This window comes from Aquimarina sp. TRL1, assembly GCF_013365535.1.
In the GTDB taxonomy this organism is placed as follows: Bacteria; Bacteroidota; Bacteroidia; order Flavobacteriales; family Flavobacteriaceae; genus Aquimarina; species Aquimarina hainanensis.
The window spans coordinates 4323862-4349230 of the sequence record NZ_CP053590.1 but is presented as its reverse complement, the minus strand read 5'-3'; the positions used below and the strand labels follow the sequence as shown (position 1 = coordinate 4349230).

Annotated in this window: 19 protein-coding genes; 6 read left to right on the top strand and 13 right to left on the bottom strand. The window is 34.6% G+C overall.

Going from position 1 to position 25369, the window contains the following annotated elements:
- The first annotated feature begins 1 nt into the window (after position 1).
- From HN014_RS17845 to HN014_RS17835, 3 genes are read left to right on the top strand one after another with little or no spacing between them, the layout of a single operon-like run.
- Positions 2–1663, top strand: coding sequence for a peptidase domain-containing ABC transporter (locus tag HN014_RS17845; RefSeq protein WP_176030205.1), 1662 nt, complete (start codon positions 2–4; stop codon positions 1661–1663).
- Between the two features lie 11 nt (positions 1664–1674).
- On the top strand, positions 1675–3030 hold the full coding sequence (locus HN014_RS17840) for an HlyD family secretion protein (RefSeq protein ID WP_176030204.1): 1356 nt from the start codon (positions 1675–1677) through the stop codon (positions 3028–3030).
- 2 nt (positions 3031–3032) lie between these two features.
- Positions 3033–4427, top strand: coding sequence for a TolC family protein (locus HN014_RS17835; RefSeq protein ID WP_176030203.1), 1395 nt, complete (start codon positions 3033–3035; stop codon positions 4425–4427).
- Between the two features lie 34 nt (positions 4428–4461).
- Here HN014_RS17835 and HN014_RS17830 read toward each other — a convergent pair whose 3' ends face one another.
- From HN014_RS17830 to HN014_RS17815, 4 genes are read right to left on the bottom strand one after another with little or no spacing between them, the layout of a single operon-like run.
- Positions 4462–5598, bottom strand: a complete 1137-nt coding sequence (locus HN014_RS17830) for a cysteine desulfurase family protein (protein WP_176030202.1) — start codon at positions 5596–5598, stop codon at positions 4462–4464.
- Between the two features lie 7 nt (positions 5599–5605).
- On the bottom strand, positions 5606–6811 hold the full coding sequence (locus tag HN014_RS17825; protein ID WP_254884035.1) for an MFS transporter: 1206 nt from the start codon (positions 6809–6811) through the stop codon (positions 5606–5608).
- Between the two features lie 9 nt (positions 6812–6820).
- Positions 6821–7924, bottom strand: coding sequence for an MBL fold metallo-hydrolase (locus tag HN014_RS17820; protein WP_176030201.1), 1104 nt, complete (start codon positions 7922–7924; stop codon positions 6821–6823).
- 14 nt (positions 7925–7938) lie between these two features.
- Entirely contained in the window at positions 7939–8598 is a 660-nt protein-coding gene (locus HN014_RS17815) for a metalloregulator ArsR/SmtB family transcription factor (protein WP_176030200.1), read from the bottom strand.
- A gap of 156 nt (positions 8599–8754) precedes the next feature.
- On the opposite strand from HN014_RS17815, the gene HN014_RS17810 reads away from it, so the two are divergent.
- Both HN014_RS17810 and HN014_RS17805 read left to right on the top strand, forming a co-directional pair.
- Positions 8755–9555, top strand: coding sequence for a helix-turn-helix domain-containing protein (locus tag HN014_RS17810; protein WP_176030199.1), 801 nt, complete (start codon positions 8755–8757; stop codon positions 9553–9555).
- Positions 9556–9629: 74 nt separating this feature from the next.
- Positions 9630–10697 (top strand): 1-aminocyclopropane-1-carboxylate deaminase, encoded by a 1068-nt coding sequence (locus HN014_RS17805; RefSeq protein WP_176030198.1) that lies wholly within the window; start codon positions 9630–9632, stop codon positions 10695–10697.
- A 44-nt stretch (positions 10698–10741) separates the two neighbouring features.
- Here HN014_RS17805 and HN014_RS17800 read toward each other — a convergent pair whose 3' ends face one another.
- The 6 genes from HN014_RS17800 to HN014_RS17775 form a co-directional block, all read right to left on the bottom strand.
- Complete coding sequence (locus HN014_RS17800) at positions 10742–11152, bottom strand: Fur family transcriptional regulator (protein WP_176030197.1); 411 nt, start codon at positions 11150–11152, stop codon at positions 10742–10744.
- A gap of 23 nt (positions 11153–11175) precedes the next feature.
- Positions 11176–12399 carry an efflux RND transporter periplasmic adaptor subunit gene (locus HN014_RS17795; RefSeq protein WP_176030196.1) on the bottom strand — a complete coding sequence of 408 codons (1224 nt, stop codon included), beginning with the start codon at positions 12397–12399 and terminating at the stop codon, positions 11176–11178.
- A 1-nt stretch (position 12400) separates the two neighbouring features.
- Positions 12401–16747, bottom strand: coding sequence for a CusA/CzcA family heavy metal efflux RND transporter (locus tag HN014_RS17790; RefSeq protein ID WP_176030195.1), 4347 nt, complete (start codon positions 16745–16747; stop codon positions 12401–12403).
- A gap of 129 nt (positions 16748–16876) precedes the next feature.
- A complete protein-coding gene (locus tag HN014_RS17785) occupies positions 16877–17182 on the bottom strand; it encodes a DUF6660 family protein (RefSeq protein WP_176030194.1) in 306 nt (101 codons plus the stop codon).
- A 139-nt stretch (positions 17183–17321) separates the two neighbouring features.
- Positions 17322–18710 (bottom strand): pitrilysin family protein, encoded by a 1389-nt coding sequence (locus HN014_RS17780; RefSeq protein ID WP_176030193.1) that lies wholly within the window; start codon positions 18708–18710, stop codon positions 17322–17324.
- A complete protein-coding gene (locus HN014_RS17775; RefSeq protein ID WP_254884034.1) occupies positions 18710–20122 on the bottom strand; it encodes a pitrilysin family protein in 1413 nt (470 codons plus the stop codon). Before HN014_RS17775 ends, HN014_RS17780 begins: the two co-directional genes overlap by 1 nt.
- Before the next feature lie 247 nt (positions 20123–20369).
- Here HN014_RS17775 and HN014_RS17770 point away from each other — a divergent pair, with 247 nt between their 5' ends.
- Positions 20370–21101: an SDR family oxidoreductase gene (locus HN014_RS17770; RefSeq protein WP_176030192.1), complete on the top strand. Its 732-nt coding sequence runs from the start codon at positions 20370–20372 to the stop codon at positions 21099–21101.
- A 741-nt stretch (positions 21102–21842) separates the two neighbouring features.
- On the opposite strand, the gene HN014_RS17765 is transcribed toward HN014_RS17770, so the two are convergent.
- The 3 genes from HN014_RS17765 to HN014_RS17755 all read right to left on the bottom strand — a co-directional run bounded on the left by HN014_RS17765 (position 21843) and on the right by HN014_RS17755 (position 25059).
- The gene (locus HN014_RS17765) at positions 21843–22703 is read right to left on the bottom strand and encodes a hypothetical protein (RefSeq protein WP_176030191.1); all 861 of its coding nucleotides are present in this window, start codon (positions 22701–22703) and stop codon (positions 21843–21845) included.
- Positions 22704–22778: 75 nt separating this feature from the next.
- Positions 22779–23354 carry a Crp/Fnr family transcriptional regulator gene (locus HN014_RS17760; RefSeq protein WP_176030190.1) on the bottom strand — a complete coding sequence of 192 codons (576 nt, stop codon included), beginning with the start codon at positions 23352–23354 and terminating at the stop codon, positions 22779–22781.
- 148 nt (positions 23355–23502) lie between these two features.
- Positions 23503–25059 (bottom strand): DEAD/DEAH box helicase, encoded by a 1557-nt coding sequence (locus HN014_RS17755; protein WP_176030189.1) that lies wholly within the window; start codon positions 25057–25059, stop codon positions 23503–23505.
- Between the last annotated feature and the right edge of the window lie 310 nt (positions 25060–25369).

Below are 25369 nucleotides of genomic sequence, written 5' to 3'. Positions count from 1 at the left end.
AATGAATAAAAAAATAATGACTGCGTGGCAACGCTTAATAGGCTTAATGAAGTTAGAAAAAAAAGATATCATTCAGATATTTTATTATGCAGTATTTTCCGGGCTGGTAAGTTTATCCCTTCCTTTGGGAATTCAAGCTATTATTAACCTGATGCAGGGAGCACAAATAAGTACTTCCTGGATCGTTTTAGTCGCTTTGGTTACTATTGGAGTGGCATTTGCAGGAGCTCTGCAATTAATGCAAATGCGAATTATTGAAACCATACAACAACGTATTTTTACCAGAGCATCTTTTGAGTTTGCATATCGCTTTCCTAAAATAAAAATGAGTGAACTCCGCAACTATTATCCTCCGGAGTTAGCAAACCGATTCTTTGATACACTAACTGTACAAAAGGGGTTTACCAAAATACTAATAGATGTTCCTACGACCATCTTACAGATTACTTTTGGTCTTATATTACTATCCTTCTATCATACTTTTTTCATTATTTATGGAATATCACTCCTCTTTTTGGTATATATTGTATTTAAACTTACAGCTCAAAGAGGATTAGAAACAAGCCTAAAAGAATCTAAAAACAAATATAAAGTCGCACATTGGATCCAGGAAATAGCCAGAACTGTTATTAGTTTTAAATCCTCTGGAAAAACCAATTTGGCGATTACCAAAAATGATAGCTTAGTCAGTGATTATTTAAAAGCCAGAGAAAGCCATTTCAAAATATTGATGATTCAATTTATACAAATGGTTGGTTTTAAAGTATTGGTTACTGCCGGATTACTAATTGTCGGAGGTATTCTGGTGCTTAATCAGGAAATGAATATCGGACAGTTTGTTGCTGCTGAGATTATAATACTATTAATCATCAGTTCTGTAGAGAAACTTATTTTAGGACTTGAATCCTTTTATGATGTACTAACCTCTCTGGAAAAAATCGGTCAGGTAGTAGATAAAGAATTAGAGAACCAAGAAGGGGTAAAACCAACCTTTACTGCTGCGGATTTCTCTGTAGAATTAGATAGTGTATCTTATTTGGTTCCTGATAAAGAGGAACATATTTTACAGAATATAAACTTAAAAATAAACACTAAAAGTAGAATTCTTATTCAGGGAGAAAGTGGTTCCGGAAAATCGAGCTTACTCCGGGTAATCGCAGGAATTATTGAACCTACAAAAGGTAAAATGTATGTAAACAGTTTGTCTTTGAATGGAATAAGTCTTAATTATTACAGAGGAAACCTGGGATTATCACTATCTGAAGAAACCCCATTTGAAGGGAGTATTCTGGAAAACATCACTTTTGGAGATCCTTCAATCACAGAAGAAACCGTTCTATGGACGTTAGAAAAAACCGGACTTATTGATTTTGTAAAAGAGCAACCCAAAGGATTACATACAATTTTATATCCAGAAGGAAAACAAATGTCTAACACCGTCGCAAAGAAAATTGTATTAGCCAGAGCAATTGCTCAAAAACCAAAATTGATCATCTTGGAAGATCCTTTTGATCAGTTTGACGCAGAAGAAGCCAATAGATTAATCACCTTTTTGATAGATAAGAAAAACCCTTGGGGATTAGTCATTGTTAGTAAAAATCGACTATGGAATTCTTGCTGCTCTACATTGGTAACTTTAAAAAGTGGAAAAATAACCGGATAATTTAGTTCATCATGCTTAATATTTCTAATAACAAAATACATAACGATATTGATTTATCGGTATACAAATCCGGTAAAAAAGTATTTCACAAAAGATATTATAAGACCTTTAATCGATTTTTAATTGCTTTTTCGATTATACTACTGATCACTTTATTTATGCCCTGGACGCAAAATATTAGTGGAAAAGGGTACCTTACTACTCTAAAACCTGATCAAAGACCACAAACGATTCAATCGGTAATTCCTGGTAGAATAGAAAAATGGTATGTAAAAGAAGGTGACCATGTAAAAAAAGGAGATACCATCCTATTTATCTCAGAGATAAAAAGTGAATATTTCGATCCGAATCTGATGCAACGAACAGGCCAGCAGATTAAGGCAAAATCATTATCGGTAGACTCTTATAAAGGAAAAGTAGATGCGCTGGAACGTCAGATTTCCGCGCTGATTAGTGCTCGGACATTAAAACTAAAACAGAGTAGAAATAAGCTGCAACAAAGCATTCTAAAATCCAAAAGTGACAGTATTAATCTCGAAGCAGCAAAAACCAATATTACAATTGCTCAACGCCAGTTTGATCGTACCGTTTCCCTGGAAAAAGAAGGTCTTAAAGCCTTAAAAGATGTAGAAGCCAAGCGATTAAAACTACAAGAAACAGAAGCTAAATTGGTAAGTGTGGAAAACAAATACCTGGCAAGTAAAAATGAAGTTATAAACGCACAATTAGAAATAAACAGAATACAAGCAGAATATACCGATAAGATTTCTAAAGCCCAAAGCAATCGTTTTACAGCACAATCTAGTCAGTTAGATACAGAAGCACAGGTGTCTAAACTGGAAAACTCTTTTAGTAATTACGAAATCAGGAATACTATGCAATATGTAACTGCCCCGTTTGATGGATTTATTAATAAGGCATTACGGGCAGGTATAGGAGAAACCTTTAAAGCAGGAGAAAAACTCCTCAGTATTATGCCACAACAATATGAACTGGCTGTAGAAACTTATGTAGAACCTATTGATCTACCACTCATTCACTTAGGAGAAAAAGTACGGATACAATTTGATGGGTGGCCAGCCATCATATTTAGCGGTTGGCCTAATGTATCTTATGGTACCTACGGAGGAACCGTAGTCGCTATCGAAAATTTTATTAGTGCCAATGGAAAATACAGAATTCTCTTATCTCCGGATAAAGATGATCACCAATGGCCAGAGGCATTACGAGTAGGATCAGGAGCCAAAACAATTGCACTGTTAGAAGATGTTCCCATCTGGTTCGAAGTATGGAGGAAAATTAACAGCTTCCCTCCTAACTTCTATCAACCAACATCACAAAAAGAAGCCGATAAAAAGAAGAAGTAAGAATGAGAATTAGTATACTACTTATTATTAGCATGCTCAGCAGTAGCCTGACTGCTCAGAAAGATCATATTCTCACTTTTAGAGAGTATCTGGGCTACATTATAAAGTACCACCCCGTTGTAAAGCAAGCAGACTTAAAACTAGATATAGGGCAAGCTAAACTAATGAAAGCAAGAGGGGCTTTTGATCCAAAACTGGAAGTTGATTATAAAAGAAAGCGGTTCAAAGAAAAAACCTATTACGATAAATTAAATGCAACCTTCAAAATCCCTACCTGGTATGGAATTGAATTAAAAGCAAATTTTGAGGAAAATGATGGAATATATTTAAATCCGGAAGCAACTGTGCCTACTGATGGATTATATAATGCCGGAATCTCCTTCTCATTGGCGCAAGGGCTATTGATCAATGAACGAATGGCTTCATTAAAAAAAGCAAAATTCTTCAAGAAACAAGCAAAAGCCGATAGAGACCTTCTTGTCAATCAAATCATATTTGATGCCGCTGTAGCGTACTTTGACTGGTTAAAAACCTACAATGAAATGCTTATATACAAGCAATATGTAGACAATGCAACATTGCGTTTTAAAGGAATCAAAAAAAGTGCTGAATTAGGAGAAAAGGCTACAATAGATACAGTAGAAGCAGGAATAACTGTACAAAACAGAACATTAAGCCTGGAGCAAGCCAGAGTAAAATGGAACAAATACAGTCTAAATCTAGCTACCTATTTATGGATTAATGATAACATTCCATTAGAATTACAAGAGGAAATCATTCCTGATATCAATACCGGAGAACAATTAGATATCACCTTTAATACCTTATCAACTCCAGATACAATTGATGTAGCAAATCATCCCAAAGTCAAATCTTTAGAATACAAATACAAAAGCTTGATTATTGACAAGCGTTTAAAGACTAATAAATTATTACCAAAAATAGATCTGGAATATAATTTCTTATCCGAAACACCTGATCAATTCGCTTCCTTTAATACTGTTAATTATAAAAGTGGGATAAAAATTCGTTTTCCGTTATTTCTCAGAAAAGAACGAGCTGATCTCAAACTCGCAAAAGCTAAATTACAGGATACCAAACTGAAAATGAATCTTACCTCTCTAAAAATAAAGAATAAAATCGCTGCGATCCGACAGGAATTAAACTCTTTCGTACTTCAAAATGAATTAATTGATAAGGTTGTTGATGATTATACCATATTGCTAAAAGCAGAAGAGCGAAAATTCTCTTTGGGTGAAAGCTCTCTCTTCCTTATAAACTCCAGAGAGAAAAGTTTAATTAGTGCCAAACTAAAGGCTAATAAAATGGAAAATAAATATTTCACTACCAAAGCCACACTATTTAATAGCATGGCTGGTAATGTTACACTTCAATAAAAAATTAAGAAACTAGTACTAATGAAGTAGGTTTTTAAGCATGAATTTCTGCGGCTAAGATCTTAGCCGCTCTTTCTACTTCTTCTTTCGTAGTATATTTTCCTACTGAGAACCGGAATGTTCCTTTGGCATATGACATATCGGGTAAAACTGCTTTTAAAATTTCAGAATCTATTGTTTTTCCACTGTGACAAGCAGAGCCCACTGAAAGCCCTATGACCTCCTTACACCGTTCTAATAATTTTCGGGCATCTACATTCCGAAAACTTATATTCAATGTATTGGGGAGTGTATTAATAGCTGTTCCGTTAACAACAAAGTCTAATTTCTCTTTTAACAAAGCTGTTTTTAGATGGCTTTTTATATCCGATAGGTATTGTTGATTATATTCCAATTGTTTCATCGCCAATTCACTTGCTTTCCCTAATCCAACAATATAGGGTACATTTTCAGTACCAGGACGAATCCCAAATTCATGTCCGGCTCCAAACATAATTTTTTTTAGATGAATTCCCTTTCGTACATATAAAGCTCCTACTCCTTTTGGAGCATACATCTTATGCCCGGCTACTGAAAGTAAATCAATGTGCATCTTTTCTACATCTACCGGTATTTTTCCAAGGCTTTGCGCCGCATCTGTATGAAAAACTACATGATTTCTTTGGGCTATTTCTCCTATCTGCCGAATTGGTTGTATCGCTCCGGTTTCGTTATTCGCATGCATAATACTAATAAGAATTGTTGTTGGTTTAATAGCTTTTTCTAGCATGTGTATATCAATAATTCCTTTAGTATCTACCGGTAGATAAGTCACTTCAAAACCAGTTTTTTCTAAAGATTTACATACTTCTAATACAGCAGGGTGCTCAATAGAAGATGTAATAATATGGTTGCCCTGGCTTCTATAAAAATGTGCTGCTCCAATAATTGCATAGTTATTCGCTTCTGTTCCTCCGCTGGTAAACACAATTTCTTCTGCGGTAGCATGCAATAAATCAGCCACTTGTTTCCTTGCTGTATCTACAGCTATTTTAGCTATTCTACCTAACGAATGTGCACTGGAAGGGTTCCCATAACGCTCTAACAAATACGGCATCATCGCCTCAACTACTTCCGGATCATGAGGAGTAGATGCATTATAATCCAGATAAATAAAATCTTCTTTTTTCATTCGCTATTTATGTCATTCTTATTTTTAATAGTATTCCTGATAATACAGTAAGTCCTCCTATAAATAGAAGAGTACTATCCATTTCAAAAAAATAGGTCAAAGCGATGGTTAATAAAGCTCCAAAAGCATAACCTAAATCCCTCCATAATCGGAAAACACCTATACTCTGAGCCCGTTGTACTGGATTTGTAAAACTTGCCAAAGCCGATAAAAAGGTTGGATATACAATTGCCGTACCTACTCCTAATACAAATGCCAGAAAATAAAACTGAAACAAAGTAGTCGCCCAAAACATACCTAATAAAGAAATCCCTTGTAAGATCATCCCGGCAAACAACATCTTCTTTTTATTATATATATCTGATAATTTTCCTGTAAGCAATTGTCCTATTCCCCATACTGCTGGATAAATAGCAACAATAACTGCGATCTCTTTTATATGAAACCCTTTATTAGCTAATATCACAGGTAATATTCCCCAAACCATTCCATCATTGAGGTTATTGACAAATCCAGCCTGAGTGATCGATCCTAAGTTCTTGTTTTGCCATGTGGTTTCCCATACGATATTATTCAATAAAGGGACATCGCTATGAACCGCTTCTTTATGTACATGAGAAACTGTATCCTTAATAAATAAAACACTCAATATCAACCCTAGAATGACAAAGAAAACACCTTGATAAAATGGATAAGGTCGAACTCCATATTCCGCAGCGATCCAACCTGTTGTAAATGCTACAATTGCAATAGAAAAATAACCAAAAGACTCATTTAATCCCATCGCCAATCCCCTATCTTTTTCTCCTACTAAATCTATCTTCATAACTACAGTACTTGACCAGGTAAGTCCTTGATTAACTCCTAACAACACATTCGCAAATACAATCCAGTTCCAATGACTTGCTACCATAAGGATGTAGGGAATAGGAATTGCTATCAACCAACCAATAATCAATAAATTCTTTCTCCCAAGTTTATTTGCCAAAGCACCTGTAAAATAATTTGTAATTGCTTTGGTAATCCCGAAAACAATAATAAATGATAGAATTGCAGTAGTAGAAACAAGACCAAAATCTTCCTTTGCTAATTGAGGCAAAATTGTCCTTTCCAGTCCTACCATTCCTCCTACAAAAGCATTCACCACTAATAACAAAGTAAATTGTTTCCAGTTTTCCTTTAATCCCAAACGTACATTTGTATCTTTCATCATTATATTGTTTTATGAAATTGCACAGCGATTAGCCCCTGCTTCCAAACCAATTAACTCCCGCTCTTTTATGTCTCCTTTATAATTAAGTGCCACGATTTTCTCATAATTAGGAGGAGTTAATGGGATATTAGCTAATAACGCCTGTACAAAAAGTTGCTTCTCTAATGTTAACAAAGGGACTGTATCAATTATATTTCCCAACGAATTGGCAATTGTTTTTCCATCAAAACTAACAGGTTCACTTATGTGTCCGGGGAATACAATTATCTCCTTAGATAAGCTCAATATTTTTTGTAGAGAATCATATAATATTCCTGCTTTTATTTTTGCTTGATCAGTATTTGCTTTTAAGTCGGGTCTCCCTACTCCTTTGGTAAATAATGTATCTCCGCTAAAAAGATATTTTTCTTGTAGCAAATAACTAAAACTATCCGAAGTGTGTCCAGGAGTCGCTATTGCTTGTATGTTCGTCAAACCAAATGAAATTAATTGCTGATCCTGTATCTTTTCATATGGATACTGAAGAGCTGTATTAGGAGGCATTAACAATTGTGCTTTTACTGTTGCAGCTAACCGTTTAGCTCTCGAGAAATGATCCGCATGAATATGCGTATCCAGCACATGGGTAATCTTCCAATTATTATTTTTAGCTATACTAATATATACTTCGATATCCAAGGATGGGTCAATTACCAAGGCTTCCCCATCACTCCCTATTATATAAGATAAACATCCTTTTCCTGTTCTTCTCACCTGAATAATTTTTAGGTGTTTATCTTCTGTAATAGCAGTATTCCAGGCACGAGTCCAACTTCTCATTCCTCCTTCGAGAGAATATGCTTTTACTCCTTTTTTTCGTAACTGTTCCATAGCTATAAGACTTGTTTTCCCTGCAGCACAAACGGTTACCACTGTTTCATCTTTTAGAAAATCCATCGTTGAAAACACATCTTCTTTTCCCGATTTTAATTGATGATATACATCTACATGTACACTTCCAGGAATTTTCCATTCTTCTCGCTCCTCTAAAGGACGTATATCGATAACCTGTATACGTTCCTTATTCTCCAGCTTTGTTCGTAATTCTTCTACACTGATTAAAGTATCTGTCATTGCATTTATTCGTTTTAATTAACTGGTAATCCTTTATATTCCCAACTTAATACGTCTTCTTCTAACCGGATTGCATCATATCCTTTTTCTTTTAGTAGTAATACGGCTTCATCTGCAAAAACACATAAAGGTCCCCGGCAATAGACGACTATTTGTTTTTCTTTAGGCAAGTGTCGTATATGATCTGAAATTTTTTCTACCGGAACAGAAACCGCATTTGCAATAGCTGCTTTTTTGAATTCTTTTTCAGGTCGAACATCTAAAAAACAAATATCTGTTAGCTTATGTTCTTTTAACAATTCATCAATGGTAATCGAAGGTACTTCTGCGAATGTTTGTTTTTTAAATGTTTCCAGCGTAGATTTTACTTCTAAACTATTCGTAAGTCCAAAATTCTGCAGCGCATTCCATAGCTTATGAACATCTGTATTAGGTAAACTATAAATAACATAATGTCCTTTCTTATGAGACGTAACTAATTTGGATTTCTTTAAAACCTGCAAATGCTGTGATGCATTGGCAATACTAATATTCAATTCTGTAGCTATCTGATCTACAGAATAATCTCCCTGGGATAGAATATTCACAATCCGCAATCGATATGGATTAGATAATGCTTTCCCTATGGTAGCGATTTCCTGATATATGGCTTGCTTAAAAAACTGTTTGTTCATTTTAATTCAATTATTCAACAAATCTATTGAATAATTGAATTTATATATTATTACATTCATAAATTTTACTTATGATACTATATAATAAGCTTATGCTATTCATTTTTTTATCTTTACAATATTTCCAGAAATTTGCCTTATCAATTCTTTCTATACGTGACCTTTACTGAATATAAAATACCTGCACCTTATGATACTTTTCTAAAAAGTATATATGCATTTGAATGTATAGAAATCAACCGGCAACAACTTTTTTTACCAGACGGAAATCCTGAATTGACAATTGCGACCACTCCTATATGGGTAAGTCATCAAGAATCTCCCATTATTCTTCCTAATACTGCACTTTTTTGGGGACAGCTACAGTTTTCCGGAAAAATACTTGCTCATAAGCCTTATAAAGTCTTTGGTATTAAATTTCAACCCTGGGTACTTTATTTTTTATCTCATAATTCTACTAAAGAGTTGGTTGATCGTATTCTCCCGGCAAAAGAAGTCTTCTCTACTGATTTTATGAATAAGGTATTTTATATGGCATCTTGTACCTCTTCTATGCAGTTAACACATGCATTAATAGATGTACATTATCAGTTTCAGTCTGATTTTTCTTCTAAAAATGATCATATTAAACACAATCTTACCGCATTTATAAAAAATATAGAGGACTCCAGAGGGAGTAAAAAAATTCTTGATTTTATTCCTCAATACAAACAATCACAAAGAACATTAGAAAATGATTTTTCAAAATATATCGGGATCAGACCAAAAGTGTTTCAATCTATTGTCCGTTTAAGAAAATCTGGGGTAGAAATAAAAAAAGGAAAAAAAATCCTGGATACTGCTTTGGATCTCGGGTATTATGACCAGGCACATTTCAACAAGGATTTTAAACGACTAATTTCCAAGACCCCAAGACAATATTTAAAAGAAAAAAACCTGGTACTCAGTACTGTTTGATTTCGTTTTTTTACAATTTTTTATAAAAGAATCTTCTCAATTTCGTCTTTGTTAATTTTTAAAACACAGATGATATGCTGCACTTAGAAAAATATTTCCCAAGAGTCCCTCTTGGTTTTTTTCCGTCTCCCATTCATAAATTACATAGACTATCAAAAGAACTGGGAGTTAATATATGGGCTAAAAGAGATGATGTTTCCAGCGGCTTGGCTTATGGAGGAAACAAAGTAAGGAAACTAGAGTGGCTTGCTGCGGATGCGATTCGCAAAGGCTGTGATACACTTGTTTCTATCGGAGGGGTACAATCCAACCATACCAGACAAGTAACTGCTGTAGCGGCTTCACTAGGACTTCAATCCTATACTGTACAAGAAACATGGGCAGAGTGGAAAGATCCAATATATGACAAAGTTGGAAACATCTTACTCACTAAACTCATGGGAGGAAATCTTATTATGGATGGGTATGGGTATTCTACTTCCATTAAAAAAAGCTGGGAAAATGCTATGGAGGCAGTAAGACGTAAAGGAGGAATTCCTTATGCAATACCAGCAGGAGCTTCTGACCACCCACTAGGGGGATTAGGATATGCTAACTTTGCTGATGAAATAGCAATGCAAGAAAAAAAGATGAATCATTTTTTTGATACCATTGTCACCGCAACCTGTACTGGTTCTACGCAAGCAGGAATGATTGTTGGATTTGCACATCAGAAAAAAAACAGGCGTATTATCGGGATAGATACTGCAGATAATAAAGAAATGACCCAAAAAGCAGTCTCCAAAATCTGTCATAACACTGTTAAAACGATTAAGGACTACGGAGGTGTAGGAATTCCTTTTTCTGAAGAAATGATTGAGATTAATGAAAACTATAGTTACCCTGCATATGGTATTCCTAATGAAGAAACCATTAAAAACATTCAATGGGTAGCGACACTAGAAGCCATGCTTACAGACCCAGTCTACGAAGGAAAATCTATTTCTGGTTTAATATCAATGTGTCGCAGTGGGGAAATTTCTAAAAATGCTACTGTTTTATATGTTCATCTAGGAGGAACTCCTGCTGTAAATGCATATTACAAAGCTTTTGAAACTCCATCTTATATCCATACTTTAGGAAAAGAAGCCAGAGCTTCTTAGTATAAAAAAGCTCTCTATATAGCACACAATAGAGAGCTTTTTTATTATGCCCTACTACATTCATCACACGTACCTTTTATCATCATGGTAACCTCAGATACCTGATAATGATTAGGTACTTGTATCTTTGGTATTTGACAATTCGTAAGGCAGGAAGTCTTTTTGCATTTTAAACAATGAAAATGTAAATGTGTATCATCATGAGAAGGGGCTACCGCATTCTGATTACATCTTGCATACTTAGGAATACCTGATCCATCATCTATTTGATGAACAAGCTGAGCTTCTTCAAATATTTTTATTGTTCGATATAAAGTAGCTCTATCCATACTGGCAAAACAACTTTCTAAATCCGAAAGACTGACAGCTTTCTTTTCTGTTGATAAATAATTATATATCAGTATTCGATTAGTTGTAGGTCGAATCCCTATCTTTTTGAGTACAATAGCGGACATAAAATCAATATTAAAACCCCCCATTAATGAACATGTTCTGCTTCGCTTTTTTTCATTTCCGCTATGATATAATACGCTCCATTATGAGCAAACAATTTTCCTTGATCTGCTTCCTGTATAACTGTTAAAGCCACCATCCCATCTTGCTTCTTTTTTATCAGAATCTCTGTGGGAGTAAACTTCCATTTATTTCCTACTTTTTCTGCCTTAAAAGCAAAGGTTTTTCCATTTTCTTCAAATATTGCTCCTTCAGGAAGTACCTTTTCCAAAACATTATCTGTTACAATTTTAGCACTCACATACATTCCTGGTAATAAGTTATGATCCTTATTCTCTATCTCTGCATGAACATGTAAAGCCTTAGGTTCTTGTTCAAAAGATTTTCCTACAGAATATATTTTTGCTACCAATTCCTTATCTCCTGCTGCTTTAACCTGTAATCGAACTGTTTGATCATTCTTTACATGCTTTATATCTTTTTCAAAAACCATGAGATCTGCATGGATATGTTCTGTATTGACAATTTCCATCAAAGATGTTTGAGGTTGCACGTATTGTCCTGATTTAACAAATACTTTCTCTACAAAACCATCAATAGGACTTCTAACCGGGGCTTGCTGGCTAATCCCTCCCTTTCTTACAGTAGCCGGGGATATTCCTAATAATTGTAATTGACTTTCATAACCTTTTACCTTTCCCCGGGCACTGGACCATGCTGCTTTTGCTTGTTGATAATCTCTCCCTGATCCAACTTCTGCATCATACAGTTTCTTTTGTCGTTCAAAATCCTGTTTCAAAAATGTAAGCTTATTATACACTTCGATATAATCTGTTTGCAGGCTTATAATATCTGGATGTGCAATATAAGCCACCACAGTTCCTTTGTTTACTTTGTCTCCTTCAATAACATTGATTTTGGAAATATTTGCTCCTATATAAGTGGTCACTACTGCTTCGTTTTGCGGTGGCACACCTAATTCTCCATTAGCTTCTATATATCCTCCCACAGCTTGGGTTTTGATACTATCAATAACAATGTCCAATACCTGCACCTGAGCTTCTGTAAGCTGTACTACTTCTTCATGTGTATGTGCTTCTTTTTCCTGACCGGAGTGCTCATGAGTTCCTTCTTCATGTCTATGCCCATGATCATTTTTCTTTTGCTCCTTATTACAGCTCCAAAATCCTCCTATTATTATAATAGTTAATATTAATTTATATACTACCTTATATTGTTTTTTCATCATGTTATTTCTTATTGGTTTTTAAAAAATAAGCTAACTGGAATTTAGTTTCCATATAGGTTTGCAATGTTCTCCAACCATCAATTTCTAATTGGATGGCATCTTTAATACTTTGAAGAAAGGAAATGTAATCAATTGCTCCTTCCTTATATGATAATATCAAACCTTTTTGTTGTTCTGTTGCTAATGGAATAGCTTCTTCTTTATAATACTTCCACTGTTTCTGTAGTAATGTATATTGCGCTACTGCTGTAAAATAATCTGTTTGAAATTGCTGTGCTTTTTCCGTATTGGCAGCTATTACTACTTCAGAATCAATCTTCTTTGCCTTGACCATACTTTTAGTTTTATTAAATATCAAAGGAAGCCTAATTCCAAGTTGGTAACTATAAAAACCAGTTTGCCCATCAATTTTTTGCATTCCATATTGTGCAATGAACTTAGGATAGAATTTACTTTTCTCTACTTTATTTTCTGCTTTTTTTACTGATATTTCCTGTCCCAGATACTCCAGTACAGGGTGCGATTCTAAAGCAGTCTTTAATAATATTTCCTGATCCCATTCTGCTATAGCTATTTCTGATACTTCAAAATCCGTATCGTCAAAAAGCCATTGATTGAGTCTTTTCAGATCAATTATATATTGCTGATACGCTGTTTCTTTTTGTAAGCGAATTAATCGTCCCTGATTAGAAGTAGTCTTATATGATAATCTGGAAATAGCTTTGGTCTGATATCGAAGGTTCACTGCCTTTTCTAAACGGGAAAAAACAGAGTCAATCCGCTTGTATGCTTTAAAAAGTTGCTTAGAAGTATAGGCTCTTACCCAGGCTGTTTTAACTTGCCTTTCTAATTCTAATTCATTTATCCCTTTTGATAAATCAACTAGTTTAATACGTTCATTGACTAACTTATTTTTAGAAGAAATTCCAAAGACATCTATATTATTCTGCCCGACACCAAAAGTAGTATATACTCCGGGAGCATTGTTTCCCAGCTCTTCTCCTCCAGTAAACAATTGTGTTTCTCCCAGATCCCAGGTCGCAGATCGCAGTGTTTTTTCTTTGTCCAATTGTAATTGACTCGCTTTCATTCGCGGATGATTCTTCAAGGCTAGTTCTACTGCCTCATCAATAGAGATTTCCTGACGAGGAAGCTGCTCCTGAGCTGTTATAGTTCCTATTCCGAATAATAAAAACACTCCAGCAATCAGCGTAGATGGCTTTCCTTTTAACAATCGTTTTTCTTCATGTTCTTCTATCCATTTATAAAGAATAGGAATAATAAACAAGGTCAGTAAAGTAGCTGTTAACAACCCTCCAATTACAACTGTAGCCAAAGGTCGCTGCACTTCTGCTCCTGATGAGGTGGATAGTGCCATTGGTAAAAAACCTAAAATATCGGTCAGTGCTGTAAGCAATATCGGTCGAATTCTCCTTTTGGTTCCCAATCGAATGCGTTCATCAATAGTAAATACACCTTCTTCTTTTAACTCATTAAAGCCACTAATCAACACCAATCCATTTAGTACTGCGACTCCAAAAAGAACAATAAAACCAACTCCTGCAGAAATACTAAAAGGCATATCTCTGATGACCAAAGAAAAAATTCCTCCAATAGTAGCTAAAGGAATTGCTATATAAATCATCAGTGTTTGCTTTAATGATTTTAATGCAAAGAAAATCAGCATAAAAATCAACCCTAGAGAAACCGGTACTACCATTTTCAGCTTTCGGGTTGCCCTTTCCAGGTTCTCAAAGGCTCCTCCATAGCGAATATAATACCCTGCCGGAATATCAATTTGTGTCTCAATTTTTTCCTGAATCTCTTCTACCAATGATTTTACATCACGACCTCTGACATTGATCCCTACGTATATACGACGGTTGGTGTTATCCCTACTTATTTGCATCGGTCCTTTTTCATAACCAATCGTAGCTACTTCTTTCAGGGGAATCTGTGTACCATCCGGCAGAGAAATAAACAGTTTTTGTACATGTGAAAGATCATTCCTCAGTGTTTCCTTTAAGCGTACAACTAAATCAAATCGTTTTTCACCTTCAAAAATTGTTCCTGCTACTCCTCCTGCAAAAGCAGTTTGCACATAACGATTCAATTCGCTGATTTGCAAACCATATTGTGCAATTTTATGCCGATCATAGTTAATTGTTATCTGGGGTTGCCCTGTGGTAGCTTCCACTTTCATATCAGCTACTCCTTCTACAGCTGCAATCATTTTTCCAATTTCGACAGCTTTTTCTGCCAATAACGTCATATCTTCTCCATATAACTTTACTGCAATGTCCTCCCTAACTCCCGTTATCAGCTCGTTAAATCGCATTTCTATCGGTTGTGTAAACTCGTAATTCACTCCCGGAATCTGACTCACCTCTGTTTTTATTAATTCGATAAGTTCTTCCTTAGAAGTTGCTGATGTCCATTCTGACTTGGGTTTGAGAATAACAAATACATCCGCCAGATCCATCGGCATAGGATCTGTAGGAACATCTGCAACCCCTATCCTACTGATTACGTCCTCTACTTCGGGAAAACGATTTTTGATCAGTTTTTCTATTTTTGTAGTAGTATTAATCGTTTCTGATAAAGCACTTCCCGGTTTTAAAATAGCATGAAAAGCAATATCTCCCTCATCTAGCTGAGGAATAAATTCTCCTCCCATTCTAAGAAATAACATCCCAGAAATTCCAAGCACCAAGACTGATAATAATACAATCAGTTTCCCTTTTTTTAATACTGAGGTTATTATTTTTTCATAAGCTGTCTCCAACCACAAGACCACTTTATCCCCCCAACTCTTTCTTTCTTTAGCAGGTACTTTTAGAAAAAGAGAGGTGATCATAGGTACATAGGTAAGACATAAAAGCATTGCCCCAATCATAGCAAATCCAAAGGTTAGTGCCATGGGAATAAACATTTTCCCTTCAATACCTTCCAGAGCTAAAATCGGCAGGAAAACAATCAAAATTATGAACTGTCCAAAGAAGGCTGTATTCATCATCTTAGAAGATGCCTGAAACGTTAATAAATTGGTATCTTCCCGGGAAATTTCTTTCTTTTTTCCCAATCTTTTATATAATAAAAATACAGTGCTCTCTACAATAATAACAGCTCCATCGACAATAATCCCAAAGTCAATAGCTCCTAAACTCATCAAGTTGGCCCAAACACCAAAAGCATTCATTAATATAAAGGCAAATAATAACGACAACGGAATTGTAGAAGCTACAATTAGCCCTCCTCTCCAGTTCCCTAAAAAGAAAACGAGTATAAAGATAACGATCAATGCTCCTTCTAAGAGGTTTTTTCTTACTGTACTAGTGGTGTCTGAAATCAAGGTACTACGATCCAAAAAGGGTTTAATTCGAACGCCTTCCGGCAGAGATTTCTGGATTGCTTCGATGCGTTCTCTCACATTTCTTATAACGTCATCTGTACTCGCTCCTTTTAGCATCAGTATCATTCCTCCTACAGCTTCTCCTTCTCCGTTTTTAGTCAATGCTCCATAACGAATAGCATTCCCATAACGAACTTCTCCCACATCTTCTATCGTAATAGGGATTCCATTTTGATTGGTAATTACTATTTTCTTAATATCATCAATAGAACGGATCAACCCTTCTCCCCGTATAAAATTAGCCTGATGGTTTTTCTCTATATAAGCTCCCCCAGTATTTTGGTTGTTATTCTCCAGCGCCTCATAAACCTCATTGATAGTAATCCCTATAGCCTTGAGGTCAGCAGGATTAATCGCTACCTCGTATTGTTTGGCACTTCCTCCAAAGGCATTGACCTCTACTACTCCTGGAACCATTGCCATTTGTCTTCGTATAATCCAATCTTGAATTGTTCGCAATTCGGTAACAGAATATTGATCTTTAAAATCAGAGGCTACTTCCAGGGTGTATTGATAAATTTCTCCTAATCCTGTAGAAATTGGTCCCATAAAGGGTTCTCCAATTTCCTTAGGAATTTTTGATTTGATCTCCCCTAGCTTTTCTGCAACCAGCTGCCTGGGGAGATACGTATCCATATCATCGCTAAAAACGACTGTTACTACAGACAGTCCAAAACGAGAAATGGAACGTATTTCTGTAACATCCGGAAGGTTTGCAACAGCAACTTCTACCGGATACGTTATAAATTGTTCTATATCTTCTGTTCCCAAATTGGGAGCTTGTGTTATAATCTGAACCTGATTGTTCGTAATATCGGGAACCGCATCCAGAGGAACATTCTTGATGCTATATATTCCACCAACAATCAGCACAAGTGTAAACAATCCAATAACAAACTTGTTATGAATCGAATAATTGATTAATCGGTTAATCATAGTATAATATTAGATATCTAACGGCTATATTACTAATAAGCAGTTGGATAGAAATTTATAAAACAGCGTATACCTCTTTTATAAAAAAAGATGTACTTGCCTGCGAAAAGACATTTCTAATAACTTATACTAAACTCTGGGAGGTTGTAAAATATTATAAAGATGAGGTGTTGTCACAGTGTCTACATATAGCGGAGGTGCTATCATAAAAGACTCATTCACCAACGTATAACTAATAGTTTCAAAATCTGCTATCTGAGTGTGACAACATTGGCAATAACAAAAAGGAGAGCAAAAGTCTTCTGCTTCTGTATCTGGGTGCGTATCTTTTGATTCAAGTGTAACTACATCACTATCATGTATTTCCCCATCATTACAGGTAACAAATGACAAACTACATATATAAATAGACAATATGACTGCTAAGTAATTCACATTACAAATGTAGAAATAATTTTGTGCACTGGATGTGCAAAAGAGTCTTTAAATTGTTAAAACCATAAGAATTAATTGCTAAAAAAACTCCGATTTGAAGTAATCGGAGTTTTTATACTAAGAACATGTCTGCTTGTTTTTAGTCTTTTAATGGTTGTTTTACCCGTATCGTTTCTTCTACTTGTTTTTCGATTTTTTGTTTATCTCCTACAATAACAAGTGTCATTTGCTCTGGTTTGATATATTTTTTCATCATTTCCTGCACCTGTTTCGGGGTAACCGCATGTATATTTTCTACTCGTTTAGCCAAGTAAGAATCATCCAATTCATGCATATCCTGAAATATCAACTGTCCAATGATTCCTCCTGGAGTAGAGTTTCTTAAAACAAAAGTACCGGCTTCATAGTTTTTTATAGCGGTTAATTCGTCTTCACTAGGTGCTTCATCTTGTAACAGACGAATTTCTTTATTGATTTCTTTCAGAGAAGCTCCGGTATGTTGCGTAGTAACATCTGCCCTTTCATACCAAACCGCAGATTTATATCCATTATCGATCGAACTTCCAGGAGAATAAGTATATCCTTTATCTTCTCTTATATTACTGGTTATTCTAGATCCAAAAGCACCTCCTAATATTGTATTGGTAATATCTAAAGCGGTATAATCCGGATGAGATGGATCCACTACGGGTAATCCGTAATAAAGTGTTGATTGCGGAGCACCTGGGCGGTCTATAATTTTTACCTGATGAGCTGTAACAGCCTCAGCGACAGGATACATGACAGCAGGACCTTCTTTCCAGCTTTCAAACGCTTTTTTAATAGCTGTAGTTACTTGCTGTTCATCAAACTTTCCTGCGATATATACCGTGGTTCTTTTGGCTCCTATATTCGCCTCATAAAAAGCTTTGACTTTTTCTATTGAGTAGCCTTCAATCATAGCATTGGTCGGATACACTCTTCCGTATGGGTGATCTGGATAAATTGCCGCATAAAAATCTTTTGACGCTTGAGCTGTTGGCCGTGCCATACTCACAGACAAGTCTCTTTTCATATTACTTTTGATACGATCAACCTCAGATGCCGGCCATCCCGGGTGCATCAGTACATCTGCCATTACAGCAATAGCATCTGGAGCAAATTCGCCTAATATCGATGCATTTAGCGACATTCTTTCTGATCTTACTCCTATATTAAGATTCCCTCCCATAGAAGCCATCTTATCGGCAATTTGTTTTGCATTCAGAGTAGTACTTCCTTCTTCGAGTAAATCAGCCATAAAATCTGCTAACCATACTTCTTCTTCCTTCTCATGTATATTTCCAGTTTTAATACTAATGGTAATAGTAGCCTTAGGAATCTCTCCATATGGGATAGTTACTATTTTCAACCCATTATCTAAAGTAATTACTCCTTTTTTAGGAATAGAAAAACCTTTAGGAGTTCCTCCTTCTGGCGGAAGTTCTTTCTCTTGTGCATTAACACTAATACACAATATGACTATTAGAATTGATATAATACGTTTCATCAGTTTGTCTTTTTGTTATTAGCTAATAATGGATTCACGGTTAATATGGTACGATTAGAAGATCGTAAGTATTCTTTTATGGTCTTGTTCATAACCTCAGGAGTAATTTTTTTGAATTCTCCTTCTATAGAATTAATACGATATGGATCATCATCAAACAAAGCAAAAGAACACAATAAATCAGCACGTCCTACCCCAAAAAATCCACCTAAATCATCGTATAAGGAAGATCGCATTTTGACTAACGCTTTATCGATCATTTCCTGTGTAATTCCTTCATTTATTGTCGTCATCACTTCCTCTACAGCGGCTAATACCTGTTCTTTAGAGGTTTCATTATCATAGGTAAAATTATACATCCACAACATAGGACCATTATAATTAAACATATTTCCCAGGTAATTAATTCCGCCTCCAACTCTAGAGGTGATTCCTTTTTCATTAACTAATTTTTGAGTCAACAAGCTATTATCTCCTTGCACTAATATCTGATCTAATAATCCCATGGCATAATACGCTGGAGTATTTCGTTCCGGCATGTGGTATGCTATTGCAATAGCAGGTTTATTTGCTAAGGAATCATTTTTGACAAAACTTTTTTCTTTTTCTTGTCTTGGTTCTGAGATATCAGCCTTGACAGGAAGATCTGATGTAGGGATCGCTCCAAAATATTTTTCTATCCATTGTTTAGTCTCTTTTATATCAAAATCTCCGACTACAGATATCGCTGCATTATTAGGGGCATAATACGTCTTAAAAAAAGAAGCGACATCTTCTAAATTTGCAGCATCTAAATCTTTTAAATCTCCATAAAAATTATGGGCATTATACCAATTTGTATTAGCATATTGTGGCATATCCAGCCATGGGAAACCGCCATAAGGTTGATTTAACACATTTACTTTTACTTCATTTTTTACTACTCCTTGCTGATTGGTTAAGTTTTCTTGTGTAATTGCTAAGCCCTTCATCCTATCAGCTTCTGCCCATAGCATGGTTTCTAATTTATGTGCTGGTACAATCTCAAAATAATTAGTAAAATCAAATCGTGTCGAACCATTAAGAACGCCTCCATTCTTTTCTACCAATTTGATGAATTCCATTTTTCCCAGGTTTTTAGACCCTTGAAACATCATATGCTCAAACAAGTGTGCAAATCCTGTTCTGTCTTTAGGTTCTATCCTAAAACCTATATTATAATAGACTGCTACAACAGCAGTTGGTGCTGTATGATCTTGTGAGAGGATCACTTTTAGACCATTTTTTAATGTGTAATACTCTACTGGCACCTGAAATCCTCGTTTGTTCTCAGGGACTTCCATTTTTTCTTCTTCCTTTTTTTCCTTTGGTGAACAGCCTATAATTAACAGGCACATCAGGAAAAAAAAGAATGGTTTGTTTCTATTGTTCATACTAAATAATTATTAATTAGTGTGTTTATACCGTAATTACATAGGACGAAAAAAAACGTAAAGTGTTACATAATTCGCAATAAAACACTTTTTAAAATATAATTATCTCATTTTTTTTCTGGTAAAAACATATAAAAAACACAAATCTATCATAATAATAAATTATAATAAAGATCAAAAATTGGTATTTTGGGGAGCAAATTCTAGTAAATAATTTTGCAGCACTAATGTTAAAAATAATTTCATAATGAAATCTAATGATAAGCCATTAATTGTAATTACAGGTGCTAGTTCTGGAATAGGAGCTGCTACTGCTCAATTATTTTCTGAAAAAAAACACCCTTTATTACTCATAGCTAGAAGAATTGAAAAATTAGAGAATTTACAATTACCTAACACCTTATGTAAGCAAGTGGATGTTACTTCTTATGACCAATTACAAGAAGCTATTACCGAAGCAGAAACTCTTTTTGGTCCTGCTGATGCTATTATTAATAATGCAGGGGTCATGTTACTAGGAGATATTGCTACTCAAGATCCATTGGAATGGAAGAAAATGTTTGATGTAAATATTCTGGGAGTATTACATGGAATGCAGGCGGTGTTACCAGGAATGAAAGAAAGACAACAAGGAACAATCATCAATATTAGTTCTATAGCTGGTCGAAAAACGTTTCCTAATCACGCTGCTTATTGCGGAACAAAATTCGGAGTACATGCGATTACAGAAAATGCCAGAGAAGAAGCTGCCTTACATAATGTACGTATGGTAACCATCGCACCGGGAGCAGTGGAAACTGAACTTTTATCACATACTACTTCTCAGGAAATTAAAGATGGATATGATTCATGGAAAAAAGAAATGGGAGGAGTACTCTCTCCTATTGATATAGCATCATCTATATGGTATGCCTATAATCAACCCCAAGGAGTAAATATTAGAGAAATTGTATTAGCTGCTACCAAGCAACAGCCATAGAAATATTTCCCAAACTGAATATTTTAAGTACATCGTCTGATTTTTTTGCTTTAATGCCCCAAAATTGGGGCTTTTTTTATTTCCTTGATTCAAAATACCCATTATTCAACAATGAAAAAACATTCATAAAAAGCTATTATTACTAAAAAATAATAACTAAAAAACAATAAATAATAATATATTGATAAAAAAATTAGCTTTTACATAAAAAATAAACAAAAAGAATATTTAAAAAAACTATTATAAATCACATATTCCGAACCATTACTCAGTATGTCTTCAAATATTCGATTCTCAGCGATGATAAAATCTATATAATATATGTATTTAATAAATTTATATTATACTTCTGATATCATCTTATATTACCTCCTTTTGCTATACATTACAGATTAGATCACAACTATGGTCTCTCTAAAAGTAAATCCAACTTTTAGAGAAGTTTCACCACATTTATATTGGATTTGATTACATCTATTTCAAATCCATTAATTTTCTTTTTCTGAAACATCGTTTTCATGTCAGTAAGAGGTTTTAGTAAAACAAGGTTCTATTCTCATTTAATAATCTGCAGTGTTCTCTGTAAATTCCTTTTATTGTTTCAGGTAATTGATTAGGTACTTTCTATAACTCATCACTACAAAAGATATGGGAGCAAGTTTGTGTATCCTAATACAAAAAAGACAGGATGTACATCCTGTCTTAACTAACTATCAATTAACCACTGAAATTGTTTCTCGGCTAAAAAACAAGTTCTTCATTTGCTCCGTTTAGAGATTCTATAATATCCCAATGGGCATCTGTTTTTCCATCCGCTCGTACTCTTAGCAGATCGAATACTTTTTCATTCATTGCTTCTTGGGTTTGTCCGGGATGTACAATAAAATGATTCAACTGAACAATAAAATCCCCTTCCGCGATGATAATTTTATTTTCTACATTAAATGATGCTCCATCCGCACGTATATAATCAAACCAGTCTTTTAACTGTTCTCTTCCATTTCCTATAAACGGATTATGTTGCTCATATGTAGTATGCCTGGTTTCCTCTACAATACTATAATCTAATTCGTTAAACATTTCTTCATCTTTTTTCCTGAAAACTTCCTTAAATTTTCTTCCTGAAGTTGCGGTATAATCTACAGAAGCTCCATCAAACATAGTATTCCCATTTGGTGTTGTTTCTGGGTGTGATTGTAGATTCCCCCAATGTTCTACGATTCTTCTATCTTGTAATCGGAATAATTCTCCTCTGGCAATACGCTCATCTCCAAACGTTTCTTCTACATGTAAGAAAACAAAGTCTTCTTCTTCAATAATTCTATGGATCGTTATCTTGTGATCCGAATTTGTTCTTACCCTATTTCTGGCATAAGATCGAAGCCCCCGAATACTAAAATTAGCCGTTATCTGATGTTCTTTATATTCCTCGGAGAGATAGGTTTCTAAATTTTCCTGATTGATTGAATATAATGTATTATAAAATTGTTCTACTAGTTCTTTTTGACTTAGCTCCGTATTAGTTTCATCTGCATCAGAACATGCAGTCATAATAGCTAGTACAATTACTAAGAAAAATGGGGTCCATATTATTTTCTTCATCACATTTTGTGTTATTAATTATAACTACAAAAATAGATACCGATATTCTGATGAAAAATTAACTAGTTAAAGAAATTACCCTTGTAATAATTCTTTTTGGATCAAACTATATGCAGTTGGTGTAATTCCAAGATAAGAAGCTATATGATATTGAGAAATTCTTTGAAACACCCATGGTTGCCGTTCTTTAAAAGACTTAAAACGTTCTTTAGCATTCATGGTATCTCTTTTAATCAAAAGACTATTCAGAAAAGTAATTCGTTTTTCAGCTAATACTCTAAAATAAGTTTCAAACTGACGATTGTATTCGAACAATTCCATTTTCTTTTTATAAGTCAGTCCATACACTGTCATATTTTCAATAGCCTGTATATTTATTTTGGAAGGTGTATGATAAAAAAAGCTTTCTACATCTGTTTCCCAGCCATCTTCTCTGGAGAATCCTATATTTTTTTCTTTTCCATCAAAATTATAATACACCCTACAACATCCTTTTATAATTCTGAATGCTTCGAAAGCGACCTGTCCTTCTTTTAATAAATAGCTGTTTTTCGGAAATTCTTTTCTATTAAAATAGGTACTCACGTACTTCCACTCTGTTTCTGTCAGTGTTACGTGTTCCTTAAATATATCAGAAATAATTTTCTCCATTACTTTTTATATTAGCAATACTTCATATACAGCAGTGGCATTATGATTTTTCGTATCAAAACTTTCACTAAGAACTACCTAATTTCCTTACTAAAAGAGTAGAATTAAAATAAGATTTTTTTTAACCAATTACTATTATTTCGTATAATTATTCTGGAGGATATCCATGAATTTCTTCAAACATTCTATCGAAGTTTTCCCGAATATATGAGTTTAATTTCTTGCGATAATCATCCCTTAACCAATCCAAAAAGTTGTATGTACTTCGGCTAATACATTTAGCATATGCTTGAATTCGATGATTGATATCATCTCCTAATAATTTGGCGAGTGCCAATGCATCATATACGTCTTCACTATTCTCTACACAGATCTTAGTATGCTGAATTATTGATCGTTCCAGTAGCACCTTGGAAGATTCTCCTTTTCTAACAGATTCTGTATATGCTTTTTTCATATCATAATACACGTCTTCTGACTTGGCAAACTCCTTACGGATTTCTTCTGGCATCTGATACCCAAAATTCCCTTCAATCTCTTCATCATTCAGTAGTGTATCCAGATAATAATTCGGGGAGCCAAAAATTTTCTGCCAATCTAAATCTGATCCCCAAGGACCAAATCGATAAAAATTGTTCCCTAGATCAATAACAGTAAAAGTCTTTTTATCTTTCCAGATTCTGGAACCACGACCAATCATCTGATAATACAGAGTCAATGATTTAGTCGCTCTATTCAGAATAATCGTATTTACACTAGGTTCATCAAAACCAGTGGTCAAGATGCTTACAGAAGTTAAAATAGCATCCGGGGTTTCTTTAAACCATTGAAGAATATCTTTTCGTTCTTTCTTACTCGCTGTATTATCCAAATGTGCAATAGGGTACCCTGCCTGTCTAAAGGTATCATACACATGCAGAGAGGTATTAATCCCATTATTGAATATCAGTGTTTTTTTCCCTTTAGAACGCTCTTCATATGCCTGCAACAACTTCCCTAGCATACTGCTATTTGTATACAAATCTTCAGAGGATTTTACCGTATAATCCCCATTTGATCCTACGACCAGAGATGTTAATCCAACATTATAAGAATATGTTTCTGCTTTGGCTAAAAACTCATTTTTGATCAATGATTCAATTGTTTCTCCCACAATTAGCTCATTGTAATTCTCATTCATTGGTAATTTTACATTAGAACTCAATGGCGTTGCTGTTACACCGAGTATAAATGACCTATCAAAGAATTTAAATAGTTTAGTGAATGAGTTATAATGTGCCTCATCAATGATCACCAGCCCTATATCAGAAATATCTAGCTTATCCTCATTTAGCCTGTTATTAAGGGTTTCCACCATGGCTACAAAACAACTATAATTCCCCTGATCATCCAGGTTGGCAGTACTATCAACCACTTTATTCTGTACTCCAAACCCGGTAAGCATTGCTGCTGTCTGCTTACAAAGTTCAATACGATGTGTAAGTACGACTACTTTCTTATTATAATGTTTGAGGTATTGTCTTACTATTTCAGAGAAGATTACTGTTTTTCCTCCACCGGTAGGTAATTGATATAACAGATGGTAATTTTCGGGGGCATCTTCAAACGCTTTAAAAATACTATGAATAGCTCCTTTTTGATAGCTATATAGATCTTTTCCTATTTTACCCTCTTCTGATTCTGTACTAGTAATGGTCTCCGACATATAAACGCTTTTGCTATTTTTGGGCTGCAAAAGTAAGGTCTTTTTTGGGTATTTAACAATTATTTATTAGGAAAATATCAGAAACATATTATTTTAACATTATTATACGTTATTTAACAACAAATTACAAGATATACCTATATCTTCATTCCTAACAAATCTGTATATAGCCTACAATAGTATTTGTCAAAACCAAGTATAAAAAATTGGCTATATTATAAAAATATAGCCAACAACGTTTTAAACCCGTTAAGCAATAAGAAGCTGCCTGTACACTAAAACTTTATATACGAAATGATGTAATTAGAAC